The organism is Terrabacter sp. NPDC000476 (assembly GCF_040300125.1).
Taxonomy (GTDB): Bacteria; Actinomycetota; Actinomycetes; order Actinomycetales; family Dermatophilaceae; genus Terrabacter.
Genome location: NZ_JBEPDF010000001.1, coordinates 826,015 through 849,301, shown reverse-complemented (window position 1 = coordinate 849,301; position 23,287 = coordinate 826,015). Strand labels below are relative to the sequence as shown.

Below are 23,287 nucleotides of genomic sequence, written 5' to 3'. Positions count from 1 at the left end.
CGCCCCCGACCCGGCACCCGATGTCATCCCGCACCACGACCACCGAGGGCGCGCTCGCGCGACTCGGCTTCGCCGACCCCGACCGGGCCGTGACGCTCGTCGACGACCGCGCCCTGCTGCCCGTGCGGGCGGCCGTGCCCGGGGGGCAGCTCGACGAGCTCGCGGCGGTCATGGGCGACACGGCCGACCCCGACCAGGCCCTCCTGGGTCTCGTACGGGTCTGCGAGTCCCTTGCTGCACACGGCGATCCGGCCGACTGGGGCATGACCGCGTTCTGCGCCGAGCTGGCCCGGCCCGGGGTCGCGCGCGACCGGGTCATCGGCGTCCTCGGCGCCTCGACCGCGCTCGTCGACGAGCTCGTGCGCCACCCCGAGCACTGGCTCGACGCGGCCCGGGCCGAGCGGCGCCCGGGCGAGCAGGTCCGTGCCGACCTCGTGCACGCGGTGACCGACGGGCGCGGCGAGCGCTCGCCGCTCGACGCGCTGCGCATCGCCTACCGGCGCGGGCTGCTGCGGATCGCCGCGCTCGACGTGACGGCGCGTGACCCCCTCTCCGAGATGCCGTGGGTCGGGGAGGCGCTCGCCGAGCTGGCCGAGGCCGCCCTGGAGGCCGCCCTCGCCATCGCCCGCGAGGAGTACGGCGAGGGCCACGAGGCCTGCCGGCTCGCCGTCATCGGCATGGGCAAGACGGGTGGCGGCGAGCTCAACTACGTCAGCGACGTCGACGTCATCTTCGTCGCCGAGCCGGCCGACGGCGTCGACGAGGACACGGCGCTGCGGGTCGGCACCGCCCTCGCCACGGCGACGATGCGCGCCTGCTCGACGCCCACGGCCGAGGGCAGCCTCTGGCCGGTCGACGCCGCGCTGCGTCCCGAGGGCAAGCAGGGCCCGCTCGTGCGCACCATCCGCAGCCACGTCGCCTACTACGAGCGCTGGGCCAAGACGTGGGAGTTCCAGGCCCTCCTCAAGGCCTGGGTCTCGGCCGGCGACAAGGAGGTCGGGCTGCGCTACAAGGCCGAGATCGCCCCGCTCGTGTGGGAGGCGGCCGGTCGCGAGAAGTTCGTCGAGGACGTGCAGGCCATGCGGCGCCGCGTGGAGCAGCACGTGCCCGCCAACGAGGCCGCGCGCCAGCTCAAGCTCGGCCCCGGGGGGCTGCGCGACGTCGAGTTCAGCGTCCAGCTGCTCCAGCTCGTCCACGGCCGCACCGACCCCAGCCTGCGGTCGGCGACGACGCTCGAGGCACTGTCCGCGCTCGCCCGTGGCGGCTACGTCGGGCGCGACGACGCGGCCGTGCTCGACCGCGCCTACCGCCACCTGCGCTGCCTCGAGCACCGCATCCAGCTCCACCGGCTCCGGCGCACCCACCTGATGCCCGTCGCCGAGGCCGAGCTGCGCCGGCTCGGCCGGGCCATGGGGCACCGGACCCACCCCGGGCGGGCCGTGGAGGCCGACCGCCAGGCCTCCTCGCGCGAGGTGCGCCGGTTGCACGAGCGGCTCTTCTACCGGCCGCTGCTCGCGGCCGCCGCCAAGCTCAGCCCCACCGAGGCGCGCCTCAGCCCCGAGGCGGCCCGGCAGCGCCTGCTCGCGCTCGGCTTCCACGACCCCGCGGGGGCGCTGCGCCACATCGAGGCCCTGACGACGGGGGTGAGCCGGCGCGCGGCGATCCAGCGCACCCTGCTGCCGGTCATGCTCGGCTGGTTCGCCGACGAGGCGGACGCCGATGCCGGGCTCCTCTCCTTCCGCCGGGTCTCCGACGAGCTCGGCACGACGCACTGGTACCTCAAGATGCTCCGCGACGAGGGGCGGGCCGCCGACCGTCTCGCGCACTGCCTCGCCCGCAGCCGGTATGCCGCCGACCTGCTCGTGCGCTCGCCCGAGAGCGTGTCGATCCTCGGCGACGACAACGGGCTGACGCCACGCTCGCGCGAGAGCATCACGGCGCGCATGCAGTCGGCGGCCGGGCGGCGCGACACCGCCGCCGACGCCGTCGCGGCCGTGCGGGCGATCCGCCGGCACGAGCTGCTCCGCATCGTCATGGCCGACCTCGTCGGCACCGTCGACCTCGCCGGGGTGGGGGCGGCCCTGACCGACCTCACGGGCGCGACGATCCAGGTCGTGCTCGACACGGCCGTGCGCCAGGTGGAGGAGCGCGAGGGCGCCCCGATCGGCGGCGACCTGCTCGTCGTGGCCATGGGGAGCCTCGGCGGCCGCGAGCTCGGCTACGCCTCCGACGCCGACGTCATGTTCGTCCACCGGCCCCACCCGGGCGCCGACGAGTCGCAGGTGCAGGCGCGGGCCACCCTCGTGGTGCAGGAGCTGCGCAAGCTGCTCTCCGGGGCCGGGCCCGACCCCGCCCTGGGCCTCGACGCCGACCTGCGCCCCGAGGGCAAGGCCGGTCCGCTCGTGCGCAGCCTCGACGGCTACCGCACGTACTACGAGCGGTGGGCCCTCACGTGGGAGTTCCAGGCGCTGCTGCGGGCCACGCCGATCGCCGGCCCGGCCGACCTCGCCGACGCCTTTTGCGAGCTCATCGACCCGCTGCGCTGGCCCGAGGGCGGGCTCGACACGAAGCAGGTGCGCGAGATCCGCACCCTCAAGGCGAGGGTCGAGAGCGAGCGGCTGCCGCGCGGGGCCGACCCCCGCACCCACCTCAAGCTCGGCCGCGGCGGCCTCACCGACGTCGAGTGGGTCGTGCAGCTGCACCAGCTCCGGCACGCCCACGCGCACCCCGCCCTGCGGGTGACCGGCACGATGGCCGGGCTCGACGCGCTCGAGGCCGAGGGGATCCTCTCCGGCGAGGACGTCGCGGCCCTGCGGGAGGCCTGGCGCCTCGGGGCGCGGATGCGCAACGCCGGCGTGCTCTGGCGCGGGCGCCCCATCGACAGCGTCCCGTCCGACCTGCGCGACCTCGACGGCATCGGCCGGATCATGGGCCGGGCCGCAGGCGAGGGCGCCGCCCTCGCCGAGCTGTGGCGCCGGGTGGCCCGCCGGGCCCGCCACGCAACCGATTTCAACTTTTACGACTCGGCGCCCCGGGGTAGCGTCATCCCGTGAGCCAGACCCAGGCGTCCGCCGGCAGCGTGCCGACGTACGCCGCCGTCCTCCGGGTGCCGCGCTACCTGCCGATCTTCCTCGCCGGCGCCCTGTCGATGTGGGGCGACTACATCGCGCGGGTCACCATCGCGGCCGTCGTCTACGCCCGGACGAACTCGCCGCTCGCCACCGCGACGACGCTCGCCGTCAGCCTCGTGCCGACGTTCTTCGGGCGCAGCCTCGTCGGGCCGGTCGTCGACCGCTTCCCGTACAAGTGGGTGCTCATCTGGTCGCACCTGCTGCGGGCGACGTGCGTGCTCGGCCTCATGTGGCTCGTGCTCAGTGGGTCGTCGGTCTACGTCATGTTCGCGGTGCTCTGCGTGCTCGAGCTCATCGGCGGGGCCTCGAGCGCGTCGAACATGGTGCTGCTCACCGACCTCTTCGAGGACCGCCACCTCTATGCCCGGGCCGTCGGCCTCGGCGCCATGTCGGAGCAGTTCAACCAGGCCATCGGGCTCGCCGTCGGCGGCGGCCTCGTCGCCCTCGTCGGCTACGAGACGGGCCTGCTCATCGACCTGCTGACCTTCGTCGGGGCGGCCCTCGTCATCCTCTTCGTCGTGCAGGCGCGCCCGGTGACGGGTCGGCGCGGCCGCGGCGTGCGTGGCTTCGTCGGAGACCTCTCGACGGCTGCCAAAGACCTCGCGCGGCACCCGGTGCTCGCCCGCCTCGTGCTGCTCAGCGCGTTCGCGAGCCTGGGCATCGCGGCCCCCGAGGCGCTCGCGATCCCGATCGCCGGCACCAGGGGCTGGGGTGGCGCCCTCATGGCCGCCCCGATCGTCGGGGCCGTCGTCGGCATCGTGCTCATCGGCCGCCGCGACGTGCAGAGCCAGAACCGCTCCATCGTGCCGCTCGCGCTCGCGATGCCGCTGCCGCTGCTCGTGACCGCCCTGCACCCGCCGATCCTCGTGGTGGCGGCGTGCTTCTTCGCGTCCGGCATGCTGCAGGCGTTCATGGTGCCGCTGCAGGCGACCTTCGCGCTCGTCACCGAGCCCGAGCTGCGCGGCCGCATCTTCAGCCTCGCCGGTGCCGTGTCCATCGCCGCCGCGGGCATCTCGTTCCTCGTCGCGGGCTGGCTCGGCGCGCACACGAGCCCGTATGCCGGTGTGGCCTGGTGCGCGCTCGCCTGCCTCGGCCTCGTGGCCGTGCTCGCGGTGACGTGGCCGCACCGACGGGTGCGCAGCGCCGTCGACCGGGCGTACGCCACGCCGTCCACCACCTCCCACGCCGCCTGACCGACCGGTCGCGCCGCCGCGGCCGGCGGCGGGAGACGTGCGTCCGGGTGGACCACGTACGCGCGACGCCCGGCGCACCCGTGTGGGTGCGCCGGGCGTCGGCCGGGTGCGTGGGCCGTCGGGCCCGTGGCTCGCGGTCAGGCGGGCGGCATGCCGTGCGCGGCCAGCAGCGCACGCCACGTCGAGGGGTACGCGATGCCGTACGCGGGCACGTGGCGCGCCAGCTGCCAGCTGATGAGGCGTGACTTCGTCGTCGACGAGAAGCTGCCCGTCGCCGGGATGCCGATGGCCTTCTGCAGGGTCATGACGGCAGGACCGCTCATGCCCGGACGCAGCACCATGCCGGAGCGCGGCACCATCTCACGCAGCAGCGCGCTCGCTCCCGCCGGGGCCTTGACGGTGGGGTAGCTGACGCAGCGACGAGGGTTCGGGGCTGCATCGCCCGCCGACCAGTTGAGGTCGGCGGGGCGGCAGGGGCCCCAGTCGACGGGGGCGACCTGCTTGCTCCAGAACGAGGTGCGGCCCAGGGCGCCCTCCCACGAGAGGCTGATGTGGATGTGGTTGCGGTGGCACGCGGTGTCGTAGCCGGTCGAGGTCGTCGTGGCGCACCCGTTGTAGGGCCGCCAGCCCTCGGCGGAGCGGTAGGAGCTCCAGATCTGGTTGTTCCAGATGACGTACATGACCCCGAGGCGGCGGGCGTTCGCGTAGCGGTTGCCGGCCGCGTCGGTCTTGAGCATCCACGTCAGCAGGGCGCTGGCGTTCGCCCGCTCCGTCGTGTCGCGCACGTTGAAGAAGGTGTCGACCGAGCGGCCGTCGTAGTGCTCGGAGGACGGCGACGTGGCCGCCGTGCAGGAGCGGCTGAGGCCGTAGGTCGCGCCGTAGGTCGCGCGGATGAGGTTGCCGAGCTTGGCCGAGCCCGCCCGGGTGCGCAGGTCGCAGCCGGTGGCCGGCACGTACGGCGACAGGCCCTCCACGGCGACCGGCAGGCCGGTCGGGGTCGGCGGCACGGGGGCGTTGCCGCCGGCCTGGGCCGGGGGAGCGGCCGAGACGATGGCGAGCGAGGCGAGGGCAGACAGGGCGAGCCCGGCGGCACGCAGGCGTCGCCGGTTGAGCAGTGTTGACATGTGGGGTCTCCCAGAAGGGTGCGGACGAGAGCCGTCCCGGTGGGGGCCGGGCGGCGGAGCGCGAGGGGTCTGGAACGGGCCCGGGCGCGGGCCGGATGGCCGGCGTCAACTGCCGCACGCGGATGGCGCACTTTAACCGTTTTGTCCGGTTAGTGCATATCAAACGCCGAAAGTGTGGGACCGACACGCCGCGACTCCGTCCGGTCGCGCCGGGCCGTCTCCGTAGTGCCGCGAGCTCGCGGGCGTCCTGCTGCCGTCACCGGCCGAGGATGCCGACCGTCAGACCGTCGCGCCGGCCCGCGAAGAAGTGCTCGAGCACCCGCGCGAACGGTCGCGCCGCCTCCGGGCCCTCGGCGTGCGCCGCGAGCTCGAACAGGGTCATCGACGAGCGCAGCTTCGTCGCGTCGACGTGGCCGAGCACGGCGACGGGGTCGGTCTCGCCGAGACCGTCGAGCGCGGCCACGCACTCGAGCAGACGGGGTCCGAGCAGGGGGTGCCGCAGGTAGGCGCGCGCCTCCGGCAGGCCCGTCACGGCGAAGTGCCGGGCCGTCGGGCTCTGCCCCAGGCCGGCCACCTGGGGGAGCACGAACCACATCCAGTGCCCCCGCTTGCGCCCGGACCGCAGCTCGGCGAGCGCCGCGGTGTAGCTGCCGCCGGCGTCCTGCGCCTCCACGAAGCGGGTCAGCGAGAAGGGGTCGAGCGCCGCGTCCGTCACGACTGCCCCCTACCCAGCCGGCGCGCCGGGCACGCACCGCACCACCCGGCATCCGTGCTCGGTGGTGGCTGCGCGAAGGACCGGCGGCGGAGCCTTCGACGGGGGCGGGGGCAATCTTGCGGAAACCTTGCGGGCCGCGGCCGACTGCCTTGCAGTTCTCACTGCACGATGAAACACATACCGGACGAACCGTCCGGCCCGGGGGGATCGAAAGGGACTGACATGACTGCTGCAACCACCATCGCCACCGCGCCGAGTGTCATGTGGCCGCTGCTCGTGCTCTTCCCGATCCTCGGCTTCGTCGTCGGCGTGGCGTGCCACCGGTCGAGCCGCAAGGCTCCCGAGGCCCCCGTCGCCTACCAGCCGTGCCGCGCCACGGGCCACCGCTACCAGCCGTGGGCCGAGGGCTGGCGCTGCAGCACCTGCGACGAGGTCGTCGTCAGCATCGCCGTCACGCCGGCCCGTCCGCGGGAGCTCGCGCTCAGCTCGCACTGACCACCAGCTCGCGGTCACGACCGCACCTCAGGCCGCTCCCGACGGGGGCGGCCTGAGTCGTTCCCGGGGGTGGGTGGCCCGACGACGCGGGGCGACCGGGGCGACCGGGGCGACCGGGGCGACCGGGACGGCGGCTCAGCGCGTGAGGCGCACCCGCGCCCCGGCCGCCTCCAGGCGCTTGGCCAGGGCCGGGGGCGGTGTCGCGTCGGTGACGACCTCGGTGATCCGGTCCCACCCGCAGAGCAGCACCGGCGCGGGGGCGGAGAACTTCGTCGCGTCGACGAGCAGCACGACCTGCTCGGCGATGTCCATGAGGGCGAGCTTGGTCGGCCGCTCGTTGTCGGTCGAGACGTAGATGCCGCGCTCGTCGGCCGCGGCCGCCCCGAGCAGGAGGGTGCCGACGCGCAGGCCGGCGGTCGCCTCGACCGTGCGCGGCCCGATGAAGGCCTGACTCTCGGCGAGCAGCTCGCCGCCGAGGCCGACGACCCGGCCGAGGTCGCGCGTCAGCGCGAGCTGCATGACCGGCACCGAGTGCGTCACGAGCGTGCCGCGGAAGTCGTCCGCGAGCGCCTGCACGGCGGCATACGTCGTCGTGCCCGCGTCGACGGCCACGGTGCCGGACGCCGGGAGGTCGCGCACCGCGGCCTCGCCGATGGCGCGCTTCGCGTCCGCGTTCTCGTCGGCCCGGCCGGTGAACTCGGGGGAGTGCAGCGCCGGGCGCAGGGCGCTGACACCCCCGTGCACGATGCGCACCCCACCGCTCTCGGCGAGCTTGCGCAGGTCGCGGCGCACCGTCATGTCGGAGACCCCGAGCCGTCGGACCAGCTCGGTGACCGACACGAAGCCGGCCTCCTCGACCGCGTCGAGGATGCTGCGTCGTCGGTCGGGGGCGCTGTCGTAGCGCATCGTCGCCGGCGTGGACTCGGTCGTCATCGCTTCACCACGGTCCGAGCATACGGGAGAAAGTTGCTCATGAGTGTTGACTATCCAACATTCGCTGTTAACCTAGCAACATCAGCACGGACCCGGACCGCCCGAAGGAGTGCGCCCCCATGGCCCCAGCCCGCGACGACCTCGCCGCCGTCTTCGTCGGCGTCGCCACGCTCGACGCCATCGCCCTCGTGGCCCGCTACCCCGGCGCCGACGAGCGCGTGCTGGCCGACGAGGTGGCGTATGCCGGCGGTGGCCCGGCCGCGACGTCCGCGGTCGCCGCCGCCCGGCTCGGCGTCCCCTGCGCCTTCGTCGGCGCGGTCGGCGACGACGCGAACGGCCACGCCATCGTGGCGGGGCTCGAGGCCGAGGGTGTCGACGTCAGCGGGGTCACCCTGCTGCCCGGCGAGGCGTCGGCCGCGAGCGTCGTCGTCGTCGACCGCGGCCGCGGGACCCGCGCCATCAGCAACCGTCCCGCGCCCCGGGTCGAGATCACGGCCGGCGCCGACCTCATCGCCTCGGCGCCCGTCGTGCACGTCGACCATGCGGGCTGGGAGCCGGTCCACGCCTCCGGGCTGGTGCGCGCCGGCCAGCTGCTGTCGGTCGACGCCGGCAACGACATCCCGCACTTCGACACCCGCAGCGCCGGCCTCTACGTCCCGACCGTCGAGGCGCTGCAGCGCCTGCACGGCGGCCTCGAGGTCGACGATCTGCTGGCGCGAGCCGTCGCCGACGGCGCCGGCACCGTCGTGGCCACGGCGGGCTCTCGCGGGTCGTGGGCGCTCACGGCGCAGGGCGAGCGCGCCCACGCCCCGGCGCACCGCGTCGACGTGCTCAGCACCCTCGGCGCCGGCGACGTCTTCCACGGTGCGCTCGTCGCAGCCGTCGTCGACGGCCTCCCGCTCCACGACCAGCTCGTCGTCGCCAACGTCACCGCGGCGCTCTCCTGTCGGGGCCTCGACGGACGCTCGGCCATCCCGCGGGCCGCGAGCGCCTCGGCCCTGCTCGCCACGTCCTCCCCTCCGACGCCTCGCCCGGCGCCGGCTCCCGCGTCCACGACCTCCGCCTGACCGTCCCGACCCCACCGCTGCCGCCCCACCCCGAACGAGGAGCACCCGATGACCGACCCGTCCGTCACCACCGTCCCGACCGGCACGAGCCCCAGTGCGGGCCTGGCGCGCATCGCCCGCCCGAGCGGCGCCTTCGCCATGCTCGCCGTCGACCAGCGCGAGGCGATGCGGGCCATGTTCGCCGAGCACCGCACCGAGCCGGTCACCGACGCCGTGCTGACCGACTTCAAGGTGACCGCCACGCGGGTGCTGTCGCCGTATGCGTCCGGCGTGCTCGTCGACAAGCAGTTCGCCTTCGACACGGTGGTCGAGCAGGGCGTCGTCGACCCCTCGTGCGGCCTCATCGCCGCCGCCGACCACTTCATCGCCGGCAACGGCGAGTTCGTCACGGCCGTCGAGATCGACCGGGCCGTCGAGGCGGCGACGGTGCGCGACCAGGGCGCCGTCGCGATGAAGCTGCTCGTCATCCACCGCCCCGACGAGGCGGCCGCCCAGCGCATCGAGATGGTCGAGGAGTTCGTCGACCGCTGCCACGGCGCCGGCCTCGTCAGCATCATCGAGCCGGTCGCCAAGGCGCCCCGTGGCGGTGGCGTGTGGGACTGGGACGAGTGCGTCGTCGAGGCGGCCCGCGAGCTCGGTGGCCTCGGTGCCGACCTCTACAAGGCCGAGGTGCCGCTCAAGGGGCAGGGTGACGACGACGAGATCCGTCGCCGTTGCGCGCAGATCACCGAGGCCGTCGACTCGCCCTGGGTCGTGCTCTCCTCGGGCGTGCCGGCCGAGCACTTCGCGCACGCCGTCGAGCTCGCCTGCCGCGAGGGGGCCTCGGGCTTCCTCGCCGGCCGCGCGGTGTGGGCCTCGGTCATCGGCAGCGACGACGTGGAGCGCGACCTCCACGAGGTCTCCATCCCGCGCCTCCAGCGCCTCGGCGCCCTCGTCGACGAGGTCGTGCAGCGATGACGGGGACGCTCGACCAGACGGTCGCCGCGCGCACGGACGGTGCTGCCCCGGTGCGGGTGCTCCTCGTACCGACGGCCCGCCCCACCTTCGCCGTCGACGTCGCCCGCACGCTGGCCGCCGAGGCCCGCGCCCTGCTCGTCGACCTCGGTGCGGAGGTGGTCGGCCCCGACGACCTCGTCATGACCCCCGAGGACGTCGCGGCCGCGCGGCCGTTCGTCGAGGCCGGCGCCGACCTCGTCGTCAACGTCTGCGCCTCGTTCTCCGACGCGACGCCCGCCCTCGAGCTCTACGGCGACCTCGAGCAGCCGGTGCTGCTCTGGTCGTTCCGCGAGCCGGGCCCCGTCGGCGACCGGCTGTGGCTCAACTCGATGTGCGGCGCGAACCTCTTCGGGCACGCGCTCGTCGTGCACGCCGGGCGCACGCCGCGGTTCCTCTACGGCGACCCCGGCGAGCCGGGCACCCGCGAGACGCTCCGGGCCGCCCTCGCCGGCGAGCTGCCGCCCGTCGTGCCGCTGCCCGCCACACGCGGCGACCGCGCCGACGCCTCCGAGGACTCCGAGGTCGTGCGGGGCCTCGAGTCGCTCCGCGGGCGACGCCTCGGCCTCGTCGGCGACGCGCCTCCCGGCTTCACGCCGAGCCAGTACGACGGCGACCTCCTCCAGCGCCTCTTCGGCATCGAGGTGGAGCAGGTCGACGTGGACGCGATGTTCGGCCGGGTCGCGGCGGTGCCCGACGACACCGCCCGCACGGAGCACGCGTCCGCGCTGGCCGCGCAGCCCTCCCTCGCGCAGGTCGACGGTGACCAGGCGCTGACCTCGGCGCGGATCACCTCGGCGATGCGCGACTGGCGCGACCGGGACTCCCTGTCGGGCATGGCGATCCGCTGCTGGCCGGAGTTCCCGACCCAGCTCGGTGCCTGCCCCTGCTCGTCGCTGTCGCGCGTGGCCGACGAAGGGACGCCGACCGCGTGCGAGCGCGACGTCTACGGCGCCGTGACGATGCTCCTCATGGAGGCGCTCGGGTCGGGCACGACCTACCTCGTCGACACCGTCGACCTCGAGGCCGCCGACAACGTCGTGCGGCTCTGGCACTGCGGCGCGGCCGCGACCTCCCTGGCCGCGGAACCCGACGCCGCGACGCAGTCCACGCACTGCAACCGCAAGCTCGGCGTGGCGGGCAACTTCCCGCTGCGCACCGGTCGCGTCGTCATGGCGCGGCTGACCGAGGACCCGTCCCGCCCCGGTGAGCTGCGCCTGCTGCTCGCCGCGGGGGAGTCCCTGCCGGAGCCCAACCGCTTCCAGGGCAACACCGCCGCCGTGCGGGTCGACGGCGACGCCTCCGCGCTCGTCACCGGCCTCGTGACCGGAGGCTTCCCGCACCACACCGTGCTCGCCTGGACCGACGTGCGCCCGCAGCTGCGGGCTGCGGCGGACCGCCTGGGCATCACCGTCGTCGACTGGTAAGACCCGATCGCAGGACCTGAGGAGAGACAACGATGTCTGACACCCCCACCTTCGCCCGCCGTCGGTTCCTCACCGGGATCGGCGCCGTCGGCCTCGGCGCGTCGCTCAGCGCGTGCGTCGGCCCGACGATCACCGCCCGTGGCGGCCGCAGCACGGCCGCCGGCGCCGGGGCCGCGGTCCTCGACCCCGTCGGCACCGGGAAGGCGACGGGCACCGTGTCCTTCGCCCACTGGCGCGCCGAGGACAAGGCGGTCTTCGACACGCTGATCAACTCGTTCGTCAAGGCCAACCCCGACGTGCGGGTCACCCAGGACATCGCGCCGTCGAACGACTACCAGAGCACGGCGCTGCAGAAGGTCAAGGGCGGCAAGATCGGCAACGCCTTCGCGGCCTTCCGCGGTGCCCAGTTCGTCACGATGGACAAGGCCGGCCTCTTCGCCGGGCTCGGCGCGCAGCCGTTCGTCGACAACTACTTCGCCGAGCTCATCAAGTCCGGCCAGGCCACGAGCCGGGCCCAGATGGGCCTGCCCTACCAGCTCGTCTTCAACATGCCGATCTTCAACGAGGCGGCCTTCGAGTCGGCCGGCGTCTCCGAGGCGCCCCGCGACTGGGACGGCTTTCTCGCCCTCTGCGACACGCTCAAGGGCAAGGGCCTCGTGCCGATCGCCTGGCCCGGCGGTGAGCCGGCCAACTCGGGCCAGTTCCTCAACCCCATGGTGATGAACAACATGCCGAGCGACACCGCGTTCGCCGAGATCGAGGCGGGCACCCGCAAGGTGACCGACGACTGGTTCCTCGCCACGCTCAAGCAGTACCAGCAGCTCGCGCCCTACTTCGAGCCGAACTCCACGGGCACGAGCTCGGAGCCGCTCCAGCAGCTCTTCGCGAGCGGCAAGGCCGGCATGCTGGCGACCGGGTCGTTCCACATCAGCGCCGTCCGCGCGCTGGGCGCCACGTTCCCCATCGACCTCATCGCCCCCATCACGGTCGCGGCCGACAAGGCGAAGTACGAGGGCATCTACAACGCGACGTTCATCCTCGGGGTCAACACCGCCGGCACCGCCCAGGAGGCGTCGCTCAAGTGGCTGCAGTTCCTCTCCGACCCGGCCAACGCCAGCGTCTACGCCAACGGCACCGCGCAGCACCTCACGGTCAAGGACGTCGACTACACGAACCCCGACCTCAAGCGCACGGCGCCGTGGCTGGAGAAGAAGACGCTCCTGGCGCCGCGCTTCCAGTTCAACAACCTCGACATCCGCGCAGCGGTCGAGGCCGCCTGCGTCGCCGTCGTGGGCGGCACGTCGCCGGACGAGGCCGCGGCGACCGCGCAGGCCGTCGTCGACCAGAAGCGGGGCAAGTGACATGTCCACGACCCTCGCCCCCAGCCGGGCCGCGGAGGCCGGGACCGGTGACGCCGGCGGCCGCAGCCGGCGATGCAGCCCGATGGCGGCCCACCCGGCGCTCTGGCTCTTCCCGGCGCCGGCCGTGCTGCTCTACACCGTCTTCTTCGTCGTGCCGACGATCCAGGGCGTGCTCTACTCGGTCACCGACTGGGACGGGTTCAGCCCGACGGCGCAGTTCGTCGGCCTCGACAACTTCGTGACGATCTTCACGGGCGACGACCTCTTCCGCAACGCGCTCGGCAACAACATCAAGTTCATGCTCGTCGTCGTCGTCTTCCAGACGCTGCTCAGCCTCGCGCTCGCCGTCTTCCTCGTGCGCAACACCAAGGCGTCCGTCGCGCTCCGGTCGATCTACTTCCTCCCGACGATCCTCTCGAGCGTCTCGGTCGCCTTCATCTGGAAGTTCGTCTACGACCCGAACTTCGGCCTCATCAACACGGTGCTCGGGGCCCTCGGGCTGGAGCGCTTCCAGGGGGCGTTCCTCGGCAACGACAACCAAGCCATCTACTGGGTCGCGATCACCCAGGTGTGGTTCCACGTCGGCCAGATGATGATCATCTACATCGCCGGCCTGCAGTCGATCCCGACCGAGCTCTACGAGTCGGCGCGCATCGACGGCGCCAGCCGGTGGCAGCAGTTCCGCAACGTCACCCTCCCGATGGTGGCGCCGGCGACGGCCATCGTCATGGCCTACACGACCGTGCAGAGCTTCAAGGCCTTCGACCTCATCCTCGGCCTCGGCGGCAACCCGCCGAAGGGCTCTCTCGACATCCTCTCGACCCGCATCTACGCCGGGTTCGCCAACTCCCAGTTCGGCTACGCCGCAGCGGAGTCCATCGTCTTCATGGCCCTCATCGCGGTGATCACCTGGGTCCAGCGACGAGCCGTCAAGGCCACCAACCCGGACGTGTGAGGAGAACACCATGAGATACCAGCTCACCCGACGTGTCGTCCTCGGCGTCTACGCCGTGCTCATCGTCGTGCCGATCCTCGTCGTCGTGCTCGGGTCGTTCAAGACGAGCGCGGGACTCTTCGACTCGCCCTTCGGGCTGCCCACCGACTGGCAGGGCGGCAACTACTCCACGATCGTCGGTGACTCCGGCCTCGGGGTCGCGTTCCGCAACAGCGTCGTCGTCACCGGGCTCTCGGTGCCGATCACGCTCTTCCTGGCCAGCCTGGCCTCCTACGGCATCGCCCGGACGACGGGCTGGAAGAGCGGCCTGCTCTTCGGCTTCATCGTGCTCGGCATGGCCGTGCCGGCCCAGGCGAACATGATCCCGCAGTACGTCCAGTTCGAGACGTTCGGGCTGACCGACTCGCTGTTCGGGCTCGTGCTCATCAACGTCGTCGTGACGATGCCGATCGCGGTGTTCATCATGACGGGCTTCCTCAAGACCCTCCCGAAGGAGCTGTTCGAGGCGGCCGCCGTCGACGGCTCCGGCCCGTGGCGCACCTACCGCTCGGTCGTCGTGCCGGTCTCGGTGCCGTCGCTCTCGGCCACGGCCATCTTCCTCTTCGTCATCCACTGGAACGACCTGCTCTACCCGCTCCTGTTCATCCAGGACCCCGACAAGCGGACGATCCCCGTCGCCCTCCTGTCGTTCCAGGGTGAGTTCCTGACCAACTACCCGCTGCTCTTCACGGGCGTCGTCGTCGCCTCCGCGCCGATCGTCATCGCCTACGTGTTCCTGCAGCGCTACTTCGTCGCCGGCATCACCGCCGGCGCGGTGAAGGGCTGAACCCGTGACCGACCCGTCGCCCACCCTGCTGCTGCGCCGCGTCCGCGCGACCGCCGCCGACGCCACCGGCGTGACCCTCGACCTCGACGCCCTGCCGGGCGTGCAGCTCGGCGTCATGCCGGGCTGGCTCACCGGTGAGCCGCTCGCCGCCCAGGGCGTCGAGACCGAGATGCCCAACCTGCCGACGATCGACCTGCCCCCGGCCGACGTCAGGCCGTGGGCCCTGCGCGTCACCGCGCCGCAGCCGGACTGCCTGCGGCTGGTCCTCGCCCCGGCCGGTCACCCCGACCTCGACGACGACGGCACCGGTCGCGGCATCGTCGTCGACCCCGCACCGGCGCCCGTCGCGCTCGGTGTCGAGGAGGCCGAGGCTCACGTGGCCGTCACGGCCGGCCACCTGACCCTCGAGGTGGGCCGAGCTCCCTTCACGCTGCTGCTCCGCGACACGCGCACCGGCGCCGTCGTGCTGCGCACCTCCGACCGGCTGCGCCAGGTCGCAGGGCTGCTGACCGCGCCGTCGGCCCTCACCGACGGCGAGGGGACGACGCTCAACCTCGAGCTCGGGCCTGACGAGGACATCCTCGGCTTCGGCGAGCAGTTCGGCCGTCTCGTCAAGAACGGCCAGGTTCTGCGCCTGCGCAGCGAGGACGCCTGCGGCACCGGCACCGGCCTCGCCTACAAGCCCGTGCCCGTGTGGCACTCGTCGCGCGGCTACACCGGGTTCGTCAACACCGGGGCGGTCGTCACGGCCGACGTGGGCCACTCGCGCCCGTCGGTGCTCTCGCTCGGGGTGGCCGGCGAGGCCGTCGACCTCTACGTCATGACCGGGTCGGACCCGGCGGCGCGGCTGTCGGCCTACACGGCCCTCACCGGTCGGCCTGACGTGCCGGCGCCGTGGGCGTTCGGCTACTGGATGGGCCGCTGCCGCTACCACTCGAGCGCCGAGATGCTCGAGGTGGCGCGGACGATGCGCGAGCACGAGGTGCCGGCCGACGTGCTGCACCTCGACCCCGACTGGCTCGTCGTCGACCGGCTCAACACCGACTTCATCTGGAACACCGGGCGCTTCGGGGACCGCAGGCAGTTCGTCACCGACCTCGCCGACGAGGGCTTCCGCCTCTCGGTCTGGGAGCTGCCCTACCTCGACCCTGCCTCGCCGGTCTTCGAGCACGCCGAGCGCGAGGGCTATCTCGTTCGGCGCACCGACGGCTCGCTCGCCGGCATCCAGAAGACGCCGACGCCCGACGGGCGGATGCGGGCCCTGCTCGACTTCACCAACCCGGAGGCCCGCCGGTGGTGGCAGGAGCAGCACCGAGCCTTCCTCGACGACGGTGTCGCCGTCTTCAAGACCGACTTCGGCGAGGCGCTGCCGGATGACGTCGCGCTCTTCGACGGCACGCCCGCGAACGAGGCGCACAACCTCTACCCGCTGCGCTACAACGGCGCCGTCTCCGACGCGATCCGCGAGTTCACCGGCCGGGCACCGCTCGTGTGGGGTCGCAGCGGGTGGGCCGGTTCGCACCGCTACCCGGGACAGTGGGGCGGCGACGCCGAGTCGACGGTGGCCGGCATGCAGGCCACCGTGCGCGGCGGGCTGTCCTACGCGATGAGCGCGCCGGGCTTCTGGAGCCACGACATCGGCGGCTTCTTCGGTCCCGAGCTCACCCCCGCCCTCTACGTGCGCTGGACGCAGCTGGGCGCGCTCTCGCCCCTCATGCGAGCCCACGGGCTGCGCCCGCGGGAGCCCTGGGCCTTCGGCGCCCACGCCCTGGGGATCTGCCGCGACTGGGTGCGGCTGCGCTACTCGCTGCTGCCCTACCTCTGGCAGGTCGCCGTCGAGTCCGCCACCAACGGCTGGCCGGTCATGCGGCCGCTCGGGTTCCACTTCCCGCACGACCGGGTGGCCCGCACCGTCGACGACAGCTTCCTGCTCGGCTCCGACCTGCTCGTCGTGCCGGTGTTCGACGACGCGGACGCACCCGTCGAGCGCACCTTCTACGTGCCCGAGGGGGAGTGGTTCGACCTGCAGGACGACACCCGCTTCGTCGGGCCCGGCTTCCACACGGTGAGCGTCCCGCTCGACCGGATGCCCGTGCTCGTCCGGGCCGGAGCCGTGCTGCCGCGCGCCGACGTCGACGCCTCCGTGCGCTCGACCGACGACCTGCTGGACCGCCCGTGGCGGCTGCACGCCTACGGGTCGGCCACCGCCGACGAGCGGTCGTTCGTCGGCTTCGACGGCCGGCCGTGCACCGTCGCCGGGGAGGTCGTGCGCCATGGCTGACGATGTTGCGCTGCGAGCGGACCTGCGCGACAAGCTCACCGGGCTGGCCGAGCTCGCTGCCCGGCGGGGCGTGGAGACGATCGTGCTGCGCGATCCCGCCGCGCTGACGTGGCTGCTCGGCTGCCGCGTCAACGTGCCCCAGACCCTCGACGCCGCCTGCCTCGACGTCGTCGTCCACCTCGCCGACGGCCCCAGGATCGAGATCGTCACGAACGCCATCGAGGCGCCGCGACTGCGCGACACCGAGCTGGCGTGGCTGGACGGCTCCGACGCGCCCGGGACGAGCTGGAGCGTCGTGCCCTGGTGGGAGGGCCGCGACGCGGCGCTGCCCACCACGTCGGGGGCGCCCGTCGGCACGGACCGCCCGCTGGCCGGTGCGCTGGACCTCGCCGCCGACCTCAGGGCCCTGCGCCGCACCCTGACGCCGCACCAGTCGGGCCAGCTGCGTGACGTGGCCGCCGACACGGCCGCCGCGGCCTCGGAGGCCGCCCTCGGTCTCGAGCCGACGACGAGCGAGCACGCCGCAGCAGGCCTGCTCGCCGCGGCCCTGCTGCGCCGGGGACTCGACCCCGTCGTGCTGCTCGTCGGGGGCGTGGACCGTCTCGACGCCCACCGCCACCCGCTGCCGACGGCAGCCGCCCTCGGCCGTCGCGGGATGCTCGTCGCCTGCGGCCGTCGGCACGGCCTCGTCGCGAGCGTCACCCGCATCGTCTCGTTCGCGCCCCTGACGGCCGAGGAGCAGGACGGCTACCGACGCCTGCTCGCCGTCGAGCAGGCGTTCCTCGACGCGACGCGGCCCGGGGCCCGGCTCGGCGACGTCGTGGCGTCGGGCACCACCGCGTACGCCGCCCACGGCTTCGACCCCGACGAGTGGCACCGCCACCACCAGGGCGGCCTGACCGGCTGGCAGCCCCGGGAGTTCCCCGCCGACCCGGGCAGCGACGTCGTGCTCGACGCCGGGCAGGTCGTCGCCTGGAACCCGAGCGGCGGCGGCTGGAAGGTCGAGGACACGACGCTCGTCACGTCGTCGGGCTGCGAGCCGCTCGTCCACGACCCCACCTGGCCCACCCTCGAGGTCGCGGGACGACCGCGCCCCGACGTCCTCGTCCGCTGACGGCGCCCGGCACCCCACGGCATACGCCCGCCGACGACCCACAGGCCCCCGCACGCCCCCGCACGCCACCGCACCCCACCGCACGCCCCTGCACGCCAAGGAGACTCCCGTGACCGCGACCGCCCACCACCTCATCGACGGCACCTGGGAGAGCGGGACCGCCGTGCTGCCCGTGACGAACCCCGCCGACGGCAGCCACGCGGGCGACGTCGCCTGGGGTGACGCCTCGACGGCGACCCGCGCGGCCGACGCGGCGGCCCGCGCCTTCGGCGACTGGTCCGAGCAGCCCGCCCGGCGCCGCGCCGACGTGCTGCTCGAGGCCTCGCGCCTGCTCGCGGAGCGGTCCGCCGACATCGGCCACCTGCTCGCCGTCGAGGCCGGCAAGCGCCTGCCCGAGGCGGTCGGCGAGGTCGCCTTCAGCGCAGAGTACTTCCGCTGGTTCGCCGAGCAGGCGAGGCGGCCGAACGGCGAGGTGATCCCGCACGAGCTGCCCGACCGGCGGCACCTGACGCTGCGGCGCCCGGTCGGCGTCGTCGCGTCACTGACGCCCTGGAACTTCCCCTGCTCCATCCAGGCCCGCAAGCTCGCCCCAGCCCTCGCGGCCGGCTGCACCGTCGTCGCGCGCGTCTCGGAGAAGGCACCGCTGGCCGTGACCGAGATGCTCCGGGCGCTGACGGACGCAGGGCTGCCCCCGGGCGTCGTCAACCTCGTGCACGGCCCGGCCCGGGAGGTGACGCAGACGCTGCTCGACCACGACGCCGTGCGGGCCGTGACGTTCACCGGCTCGACCGGCGTCGGCCGGGAGATCATGGCGGGCGCGTCCCGGCGCATCGTGCGCCCGCTGCTCGAGCTCGGCGGCGACGCGGCGTTCGTCGTGCTGGAGGACGCCGACGTCGACGCCGCCGTCGAGGGGGCGCTGCTCGCGAAGTTCCGCAACACCGGGCAGTCGTGCATCGCGGCGAACCGCTTCGTCGTGCACGAGGGGGTGCACGACGAGTTCGTCGAGAAGCTCGTCGCCCGCGTCGACGCCATGACCGTCGGTGACGGTCTCGCCGACCCGTGCCCCGACCTCGGGCCCGTCATCGACGACTCGCGCGTCGAGGCCGTGACCGCGATGGTCGACGAGGCGCTGGCGCTCGGGGCCCGGCGCCTCACCGCCGATCGCCGGCTGCCGACCGGGGGCACCTACCTCGCGCCCACCCTGCTCACCGACGTCCCCGACACGGCCGCCCTGGCGAGCGAGGAGGTGTTCGGCCCGGCCGCCGCCGTGTTCCGCTTCTCCGACACGGCCGAGGCGGTCGCGCGCGCGAACCGCACCGAGATGGGCCTGGCCGCCTACGTCTGGTCGCGCGACGTCTCGCGGTGCTGGCGCACGGCCGAGGCGCTCGAGGCCGGCATCGTCGGTGTCAACAACGCCCTGCCGTCGGTCGCCTTCGCGCCGATGGGCGGCGTCAAGCAGTCGGGCCTCGGGCGCGAGGGCGCGGCCCTCGGCCTCGAGGAGTTCGAGGACGTCCGCTACCTCGCGCTCGGCCTGTGACGAGGGCGGTGAACGGCTCGTGACGACGGAGCTGGTGCTGCTGCCGCTCGGCGTCGTGGCCGGCGCGCTGACGCAGCGGGTCACGGGCATCGGCTTCGCGCTCGTCTGCGCGCCCCTGCTCGTGCTCGTCGCCGGGCCGTTCGAGGGGGTCGTGCTCGCGAACCTGCTCGGACTCATCGTCAGCCTCGTCGTGTTCGTCGCGCACTGGCGCGACACGGAGTGGCGCCGCGGGCTCCTGCTCGCCGTGCCCGCGCTCGTCGCGATCCCCCTGGGGGCGTGGGTCGCCCGCACGGTGCCGCCCGCGCCGCTCATGGTCGTCATCGGCTCGCTCGTCATCGTCGCGCTCGGCGCGGTCGTGCTGAGCACGCGGGCGCGCGTGCTCAAGGGCACCCGCGGTGCGGTCGCCGCCGGCGGCGCGAGCGGCTTCATGAACGTCACCGCCGGCGTCGGCGGTCCCGCCATCGTGCTGTATGCCGTCAGCACCGACTGGGAGCACCGCAAGTTCGTCGCGACGTTCCAGTTCTACTCGATCTTCACGAACGTCGCCTCGCTCGCGGCCAAGGGCGGGCTGCCGCGCATCGGCACGACGGCGCTGCTCGTCTCGCTGGGCGCCCTCGCCGTCGGGCTGCTATGCGGTGAGCTGCTCTCGCGCCACGTCGACCACGCCGCCGCGCGTCGGCTCGCCATCGGTCTCGCCCTGACCGGCGCGTGCTTCACGGTCGTCAAGGGGGTGCTCTCGTGGTGACCGCGCCGACCCCGGCCGACTCGGGCCGGGGGCGCTTCGTGGCCGCCGTCGACCAGGGCACGACGAGCACCCGCTGCCTGGTGCTCGACGAGCGCGCCGTCGTGCGGGGCAGTGCCCAGCTCGAGCACGCCCAGCACTACCCGCAGCCCGGGTGGGTCGAGCACGACCCCCTCGAGATCTGGGACAACACCCTGACCGTCGTGGGCCGGGCCCTCGCGGCCGCAGGCGTGGAGGCGCGTGACCTCGTGGCCTGCGGGGTCGCCAACCAGCGCGAGACCGCGGTCGTCTGGGAGCGCGAGACCGGACGACCGGTGCACGACGCCATCGTCTGGCAGGACACCCGCACCGAGGCGCGGTGCCGGCGCCTCGCCCCGACGGCTGGTGCCGTGGAGCGGTGGCGCGACGTGACGGGGCTGCCGCCCTCGACGTACTTCGCCGGCCCGAAGATCGCGTGGATCCTCGACCACGTCGACGGCGCGCGTGAGCGGGCCGAGGCCGGCGAGCTGCTCGCGGGGACGGTGGACTCGTGGCTCGTCTGGAACCTCACGGGAGGCGCGGACGGCGGGATGCACGTGACCGACGTGACGAACGCCTCCCGCACCCTGCTCATGGACCTGCGCTCGCTCGCGTGGAGCCCGGAGCTCGCCGAGCAGGTGGGAGTGCCGCTCCGGGTGCTGCCCGAGATCCGCAGCTCGGCCGAGGTCTACGGGCTCGGGCACCGGGCGGGACCCCTGGCCGGTGTCCCGGTCGCCGCCGCGCTGGGTGACCAGCACGCCGCCCTCGTCGGGCAGGCCTGCTTCGAGCCCGGCTCGTCGAAGTGTACCTACGGCACGGGCGGCTTCCTCCTGACCAACACCGGTGACCGTCCCGTCCGCAGCCGGCACGGCCTGCTCACGACGGTGGCCTACCGGCTCGGGGCCGAGCCGCCGACCTACGCCCTCGAGGGCTCGGTGGCCGTCGCCGGCTCGCTCATCCACTGGCTGCGGGACCGGCTCGAGCTCGTGCGGGACGTCGGCGAGGTGGAGAGCCTGGCCGGCTCGGTCGAGGACAGCGGCGGCGCCTACTTCGTGCCGGCGTTCTCGGGGCTCTACGCGCCCCGCTGGCGGCCCGACGCCCGCGGCACCATCACCGGGCTCACGGCCTACACGGGCCGGGCGCACCTCGTGCGTGCGGCGCTCGAGGCGACGTGCTTCCAGACGCGCGAGGTGGCCGACGCGATGGCGTCGGACACTCGCGCCGACGACGTATCCGGCTCGGGTCCGGGCCTGCGCGAGCTGAGGGTCGACGGCGGCATGGTCGCCAACTCGCTGCTCATGCAGCTGCAGGCCGACACGCTGCAGGTGCCGGTGGTCGCGCCGGAGGTGGTGGAGACGACGGCCGTCGGTGCCGCCTTCGCCGCCGGTCTCGCGGTCGGTTTGTGGCGCGACCGCGACGAGCTGCGGCAGCTGTGGCGCACCGGGCGACGCTGGGAGCCGCGCGCCGACAGCGACCTGCCCACCACCCGGTGGCGTGAGTGGCACCGTGCGGTCGACCGCTCCCTCGGCTGGGTGGCCACCGAGCAGCATCCGGCCGCGGCCGACGACACGGCCGCACCCACGGTCGACGACCTGACGAAGGAGAGCGTGTGAGCACGCAAGAGACCATCGACGCCGCCCACCGGGAGGCGAGCTGGGCTGCGCTGCAGCAGGATCCGTTCGACGTGCTCGTCATCGGCGGCGGCGTCACCGGCGCCGGGGTGGCGCTCGACGCGGCCACGCGCGGGCTGCGCACCGCCCTCGTCGAGATGCGCGACCTCGCGAGCGGCACGTCGTCGCGCTCGAGCAAGCTCTTCCACGGCGGGCTGCGCTACCTCGAGCAGCTGAACGTCGGGCTGGTGCGCGAGGCGCTCCACGAGCGCGAGCTCATGCTGACCCGTCTTGCGCCGCACCTCGTGCACCCGGTGCCCTTCCTCTACCCGCTCCGGCACCGCGGGTGGGAGCGGCCCTACGTCGGGGCCGGGCTGCTGCTCTACGACACCCTCGCGGGCCGCTCGAGCGTGCCGCGCCACCGTCACCTCAGCCGCACCGGTGCCCGCGCGCTGTGCCCGGCGCTGCGCCCGGACGCGCTCGTCGGTGCCCTGCAGTACTACGACGCGCAGGCCGACGACGCCCGCCACACCCTGACCGTCGCACGCACGGCGGCCCACTACGGCGCGACGGTGCGCACGTCGACCAAGGTCGTGGCGCTCGAGCGTGACGGCGGACGGGTCGTCGGGGCGCAGCTGCTCGACGTCGAGACGGGCCGGACGGCATCCGTGCGGGCCTCGGTCGTCGTCAACTGCACCGGTGTCTGGACCGACGACGTTCAGGAGCTGGCCGGCACGCGTGAGCGCTTCCGCGTGCGCGCCTCGAAGGGCGTGCACCTCGTCGTCCCGCGCGACCGGATCAACTCCGAGACCGGTCTCATCCTGCGCACCGAGACGTCGGTGCTCTTCGTCATCCCCTGGGGCAATCAGTGGCTCGTCGGCACGACCGACACCGACTGGGAGCTCGACAAGGCGCACCCGGCGGCGAGCAGCTCGGACATCGACTACGTTCTGGCACAGGTGAACTCGGTGCTGCTCACGCCGTTGACCCGTGACGACATCCTCGGCGTCTACGCCGGCCTGCGGCCGCTGCTCGAGGGGGAGTCGGAGCAGACGAGCCAGCTCTCGCGCGAGCACGCCGTGGCCCGGCCGTCGCCGGGCCTGGTCAGCGTCGCGGGCGGGAAGTACACGACGTACCGCGTCATGGCGCGCGACGCCGTCGACGCCGCCGTGCTCGACCTCGACCGGCCGGTGCCGCCGTCGGTCACCGACCGCACGCCGATCCTCGGTGCGGAGGGGTACGCCGCGCTCGTCAACAGCCTCGAGTCGCTGGCGCACGCCTGGGGGCTGCCGACGTGGCGCGTGCGGCGCCTGCTCGACCGCTACGGCAGCCTCGTGCACGAGGTGCTCGAGCCGACCCGGTCGGACGCCGCGCTGCTGCGGCCCGTCGACGGCGCCGACGACTACCTGCTCGCCGAGGTCCGGTATGCCGTGACCCACGAGGGCGCCCTCCACCTCGACGACGTGCTGACGCGCCGCACGCGCATCTCCATCGAGGTCGCCGACCGCGGCCTGCGCGCCGCCGAGCCCGTGGCTGCCGTGATGGCCGAGGTGCTCGGCTGGGACGACGCGACGCGGGCGGGGGAGCTGGCGGCATACGGCGACCGGGTGCGGGCCGAGCGGGACTCGCAGACGCACGCCGAGGACAGCGCGGCCGACGCCGCCCGGCGAGCGGCCGCGGACCCGCGTGAGGCCCGCGCCGCCATCTGAGGCGAGGCCCTGCGCGGGCGCTCGGGCATCCCGGATGAAGCTGCGCATGGAGCTGC

At 73.9% G+C, this 23,287-nt stretch carries 18 protein-coding genes; 15 read left to right on the top strand and 3 right to left on the bottom strand.

The window, feature by feature from the left end; genetic code table 11:
• Positions 1-20 precede the first annotated feature (20 nt).
• Positions 21-3,053 (top strand): bifunctional [glutamine synthetase] adenylyltransferase/[glutamine synthetase]-adenylyl-L-tyrosine phosphorylase, encoded by a 3,033-nt coding sequence (locus ABT295_RS03940; protein WP_352393104.1) that lies wholly within the window; start codon positions 21-23, stop codon positions 3,051-3,053.
• Positions 3,050-4,324 (top strand): MFS transporter, encoded by a 1,275-nt coding sequence (locus ABT295_RS03935; protein WP_352393103.1) that lies wholly within the window; start codon positions 3,050-3,052, stop codon positions 4,322-4,324. Before ABT295_RS03940 ends, ABT295_RS03935 begins: the two co-directional genes overlap by 4 nt.
• A 137-nt stretch (positions 4,325-4,461) precedes the next feature.
• On the opposite strand, the gene ABT295_RS03930 is transcribed toward ABT295_RS03935, so the two are convergent.
• Together ABT295_RS03930 and ABT295_RS03925 are read right to left on the bottom strand one after the other, a co-directional pair.
• Positions 4,462-5,448 (bottom strand): peptidoglycan-binding domain-containing protein, encoded by a 987-nt coding sequence (locus ABT295_RS03930; RefSeq protein WP_352393102.1) that lies wholly within the window; start codon positions 5,446-5,448, stop codon positions 4,462-4,464.
• Positions 5,449-5,704: 256 nt separating this feature from the next.
• Positions 5,705-6,163: a DUF1810 domain-containing protein gene (locus ABT295_RS03925; RefSeq protein ID WP_352393101.1), complete on the bottom strand. Its 459-nt coding sequence runs from the start codon at positions 6,161-6,163 to the stop codon at positions 5,705-5,707.
• Between the two features lie 222 nt (positions 6,164-6,385).
• On the opposite strand from ABT295_RS03925, the gene ABT295_RS03920 reads away from it, so the two are divergent.
• Positions 6,386-6,658: a hypothetical protein gene (locus ABT295_RS03920; RefSeq protein ID WP_352393100.1), complete on the top strand. Its 273-nt coding sequence runs from the start codon at positions 6,386-6,388 to the stop codon at positions 6,656-6,658.
• A 135-nt stretch (positions 6,659-6,793) separates the two neighbouring features.
• On the opposite strand, the gene ABT295_RS03915 is transcribed toward ABT295_RS03920, so the two are convergent.
• Entirely contained in the window at positions 6,794-7,591 is a 798-nt protein-coding gene (locus ABT295_RS03915; RefSeq protein WP_352393099.1) for a DeoR/GlpR family DNA-binding transcription regulator, read from the bottom strand.
• A 119-nt stretch (positions 7,592-7,710) separates the two neighbouring features.
• On the opposite strand from ABT295_RS03915, the gene ABT295_RS03910 reads away from it, so the two are divergent.
• The 12 genes from ABT295_RS03910 to glpD all read left to right on the top strand — a co-directional run bounded on the left by ABT295_RS03910 (position 7,711) and on the right by glpD (position 23,231).
• Positions 7,711-8,658 carry a PfkB family carbohydrate kinase gene (locus tag ABT295_RS03910; protein ID WP_352393098.1) on the top strand — a complete coding sequence of 316 codons (948 nt, stop codon included), beginning with the start codon at positions 7,711-7,713 and terminating at the stop codon, positions 8,656-8,658.
• 48 nt (positions 8,659-8,706) lie between these two features.
• Entirely contained in the window at positions 8,707-9,615 is a 909-nt protein-coding gene (locus ABT295_RS03905; RefSeq protein ID WP_352393097.1) for an aldolase, read from the top strand.
• The gene (locus ABT295_RS03900) at positions 9,612-11,078 is read left to right on the top strand and encodes a hypothetical protein (RefSeq protein WP_352393096.1); all 1,467 of its coding nucleotides are present in this window, start codon (positions 9,612-9,614) and stop codon (positions 11,076-11,078) included. The genes ABT295_RS03905 and ABT295_RS03900 overlap by 4 nt, the downstream gene beginning before the upstream one ends.
• Before the next feature lie 32 nt (positions 11,079-11,110).
• Positions 11,111-12,439, top strand: coding sequence for an ABC transporter substrate-binding protein (locus tag ABT295_RS03895; protein WP_352393095.1), 1,329 nt, complete (start codon positions 11,111-11,113; stop codon positions 12,437-12,439).
• Between the two features lies 1 nt (position 12,440).
• Complete coding sequence (locus ABT295_RS03890) at positions 12,441-13,394, top strand: carbohydrate ABC transporter permease (protein WP_352393094.1); 954 nt, start codon at positions 12,441-12,443, stop codon at positions 13,392-13,394.
• 10 nt (positions 13,395-13,404) lie between these two features.
• Positions 13,405-14,220: a carbohydrate ABC transporter permease gene (locus ABT295_RS03885; RefSeq protein ID WP_352393093.1), complete on the top strand. Its 816-nt coding sequence runs from the start codon at positions 13,405-13,407 to the stop codon at positions 14,218-14,220.
• 4 nt (positions 14,221-14,224) lie between these two features.
• Complete coding sequence (locus ABT295_RS03880) at positions 14,225-16,501, top strand: glycoside hydrolase family 31 protein (RefSeq protein ID WP_352393092.1); 2,277 nt, start codon at positions 14,225-14,227, stop codon at positions 16,499-16,501.
• Entirely contained in the window at positions 16,494-17,615 is a 1,122-nt protein-coding gene (locus tag ABT295_RS03875) for a M24 family metallopeptidase (protein ID WP_352393091.1), read from the top strand. Before ABT295_RS03880 ends, ABT295_RS03875 begins: the two co-directional genes overlap by 8 nt.
• 109 nt (positions 17,616-17,724) lie before the next feature.
• Positions 17,725-19,152, top strand: a complete 1,428-nt coding sequence (locus ABT295_RS03870; protein ID WP_352393090.1) for an NAD-dependent succinate-semialdehyde dehydrogenase — start codon at positions 17,725-17,727, stop codon at positions 19,150-19,152.
• Between the two features lie 19 nt (positions 19,153-19,171).
• Entirely contained in the window at positions 19,172-19,897 is a 726-nt protein-coding gene (locus ABT295_RS03865; protein WP_352393089.1) for a TSUP family transporter, read from the top strand.
• The gene (glpK, locus tag ABT295_RS03860; protein ID WP_352393088.1) at positions 19,891-21,525 is read left to right on the top strand and encodes a glycerol kinase GlpK; all 1,635 of its coding nucleotides are present in this window, start codon (positions 19,891-19,893) and stop codon (positions 21,523-21,525) included. The genes ABT295_RS03865 and glpK overlap by 7 nt, the downstream gene beginning before the upstream one ends.
• Positions 21,522-23,231 carry a glycerol-3-phosphate dehydrogenase gene (gene glpD, locus ABT295_RS03855; RefSeq protein WP_352393087.1) on the top strand — a complete coding sequence of 570 codons (1,710 nt, stop codon included), beginning with the start codon at positions 21,522-21,524 and terminating at the stop codon, positions 23,229-23,231. The genes glpK and glpD overlap by 4 nt, the downstream gene beginning before the upstream one ends.
• The last annotated feature ends 56 nt before the right edge of the window (positions 23,232-23,287 follow it).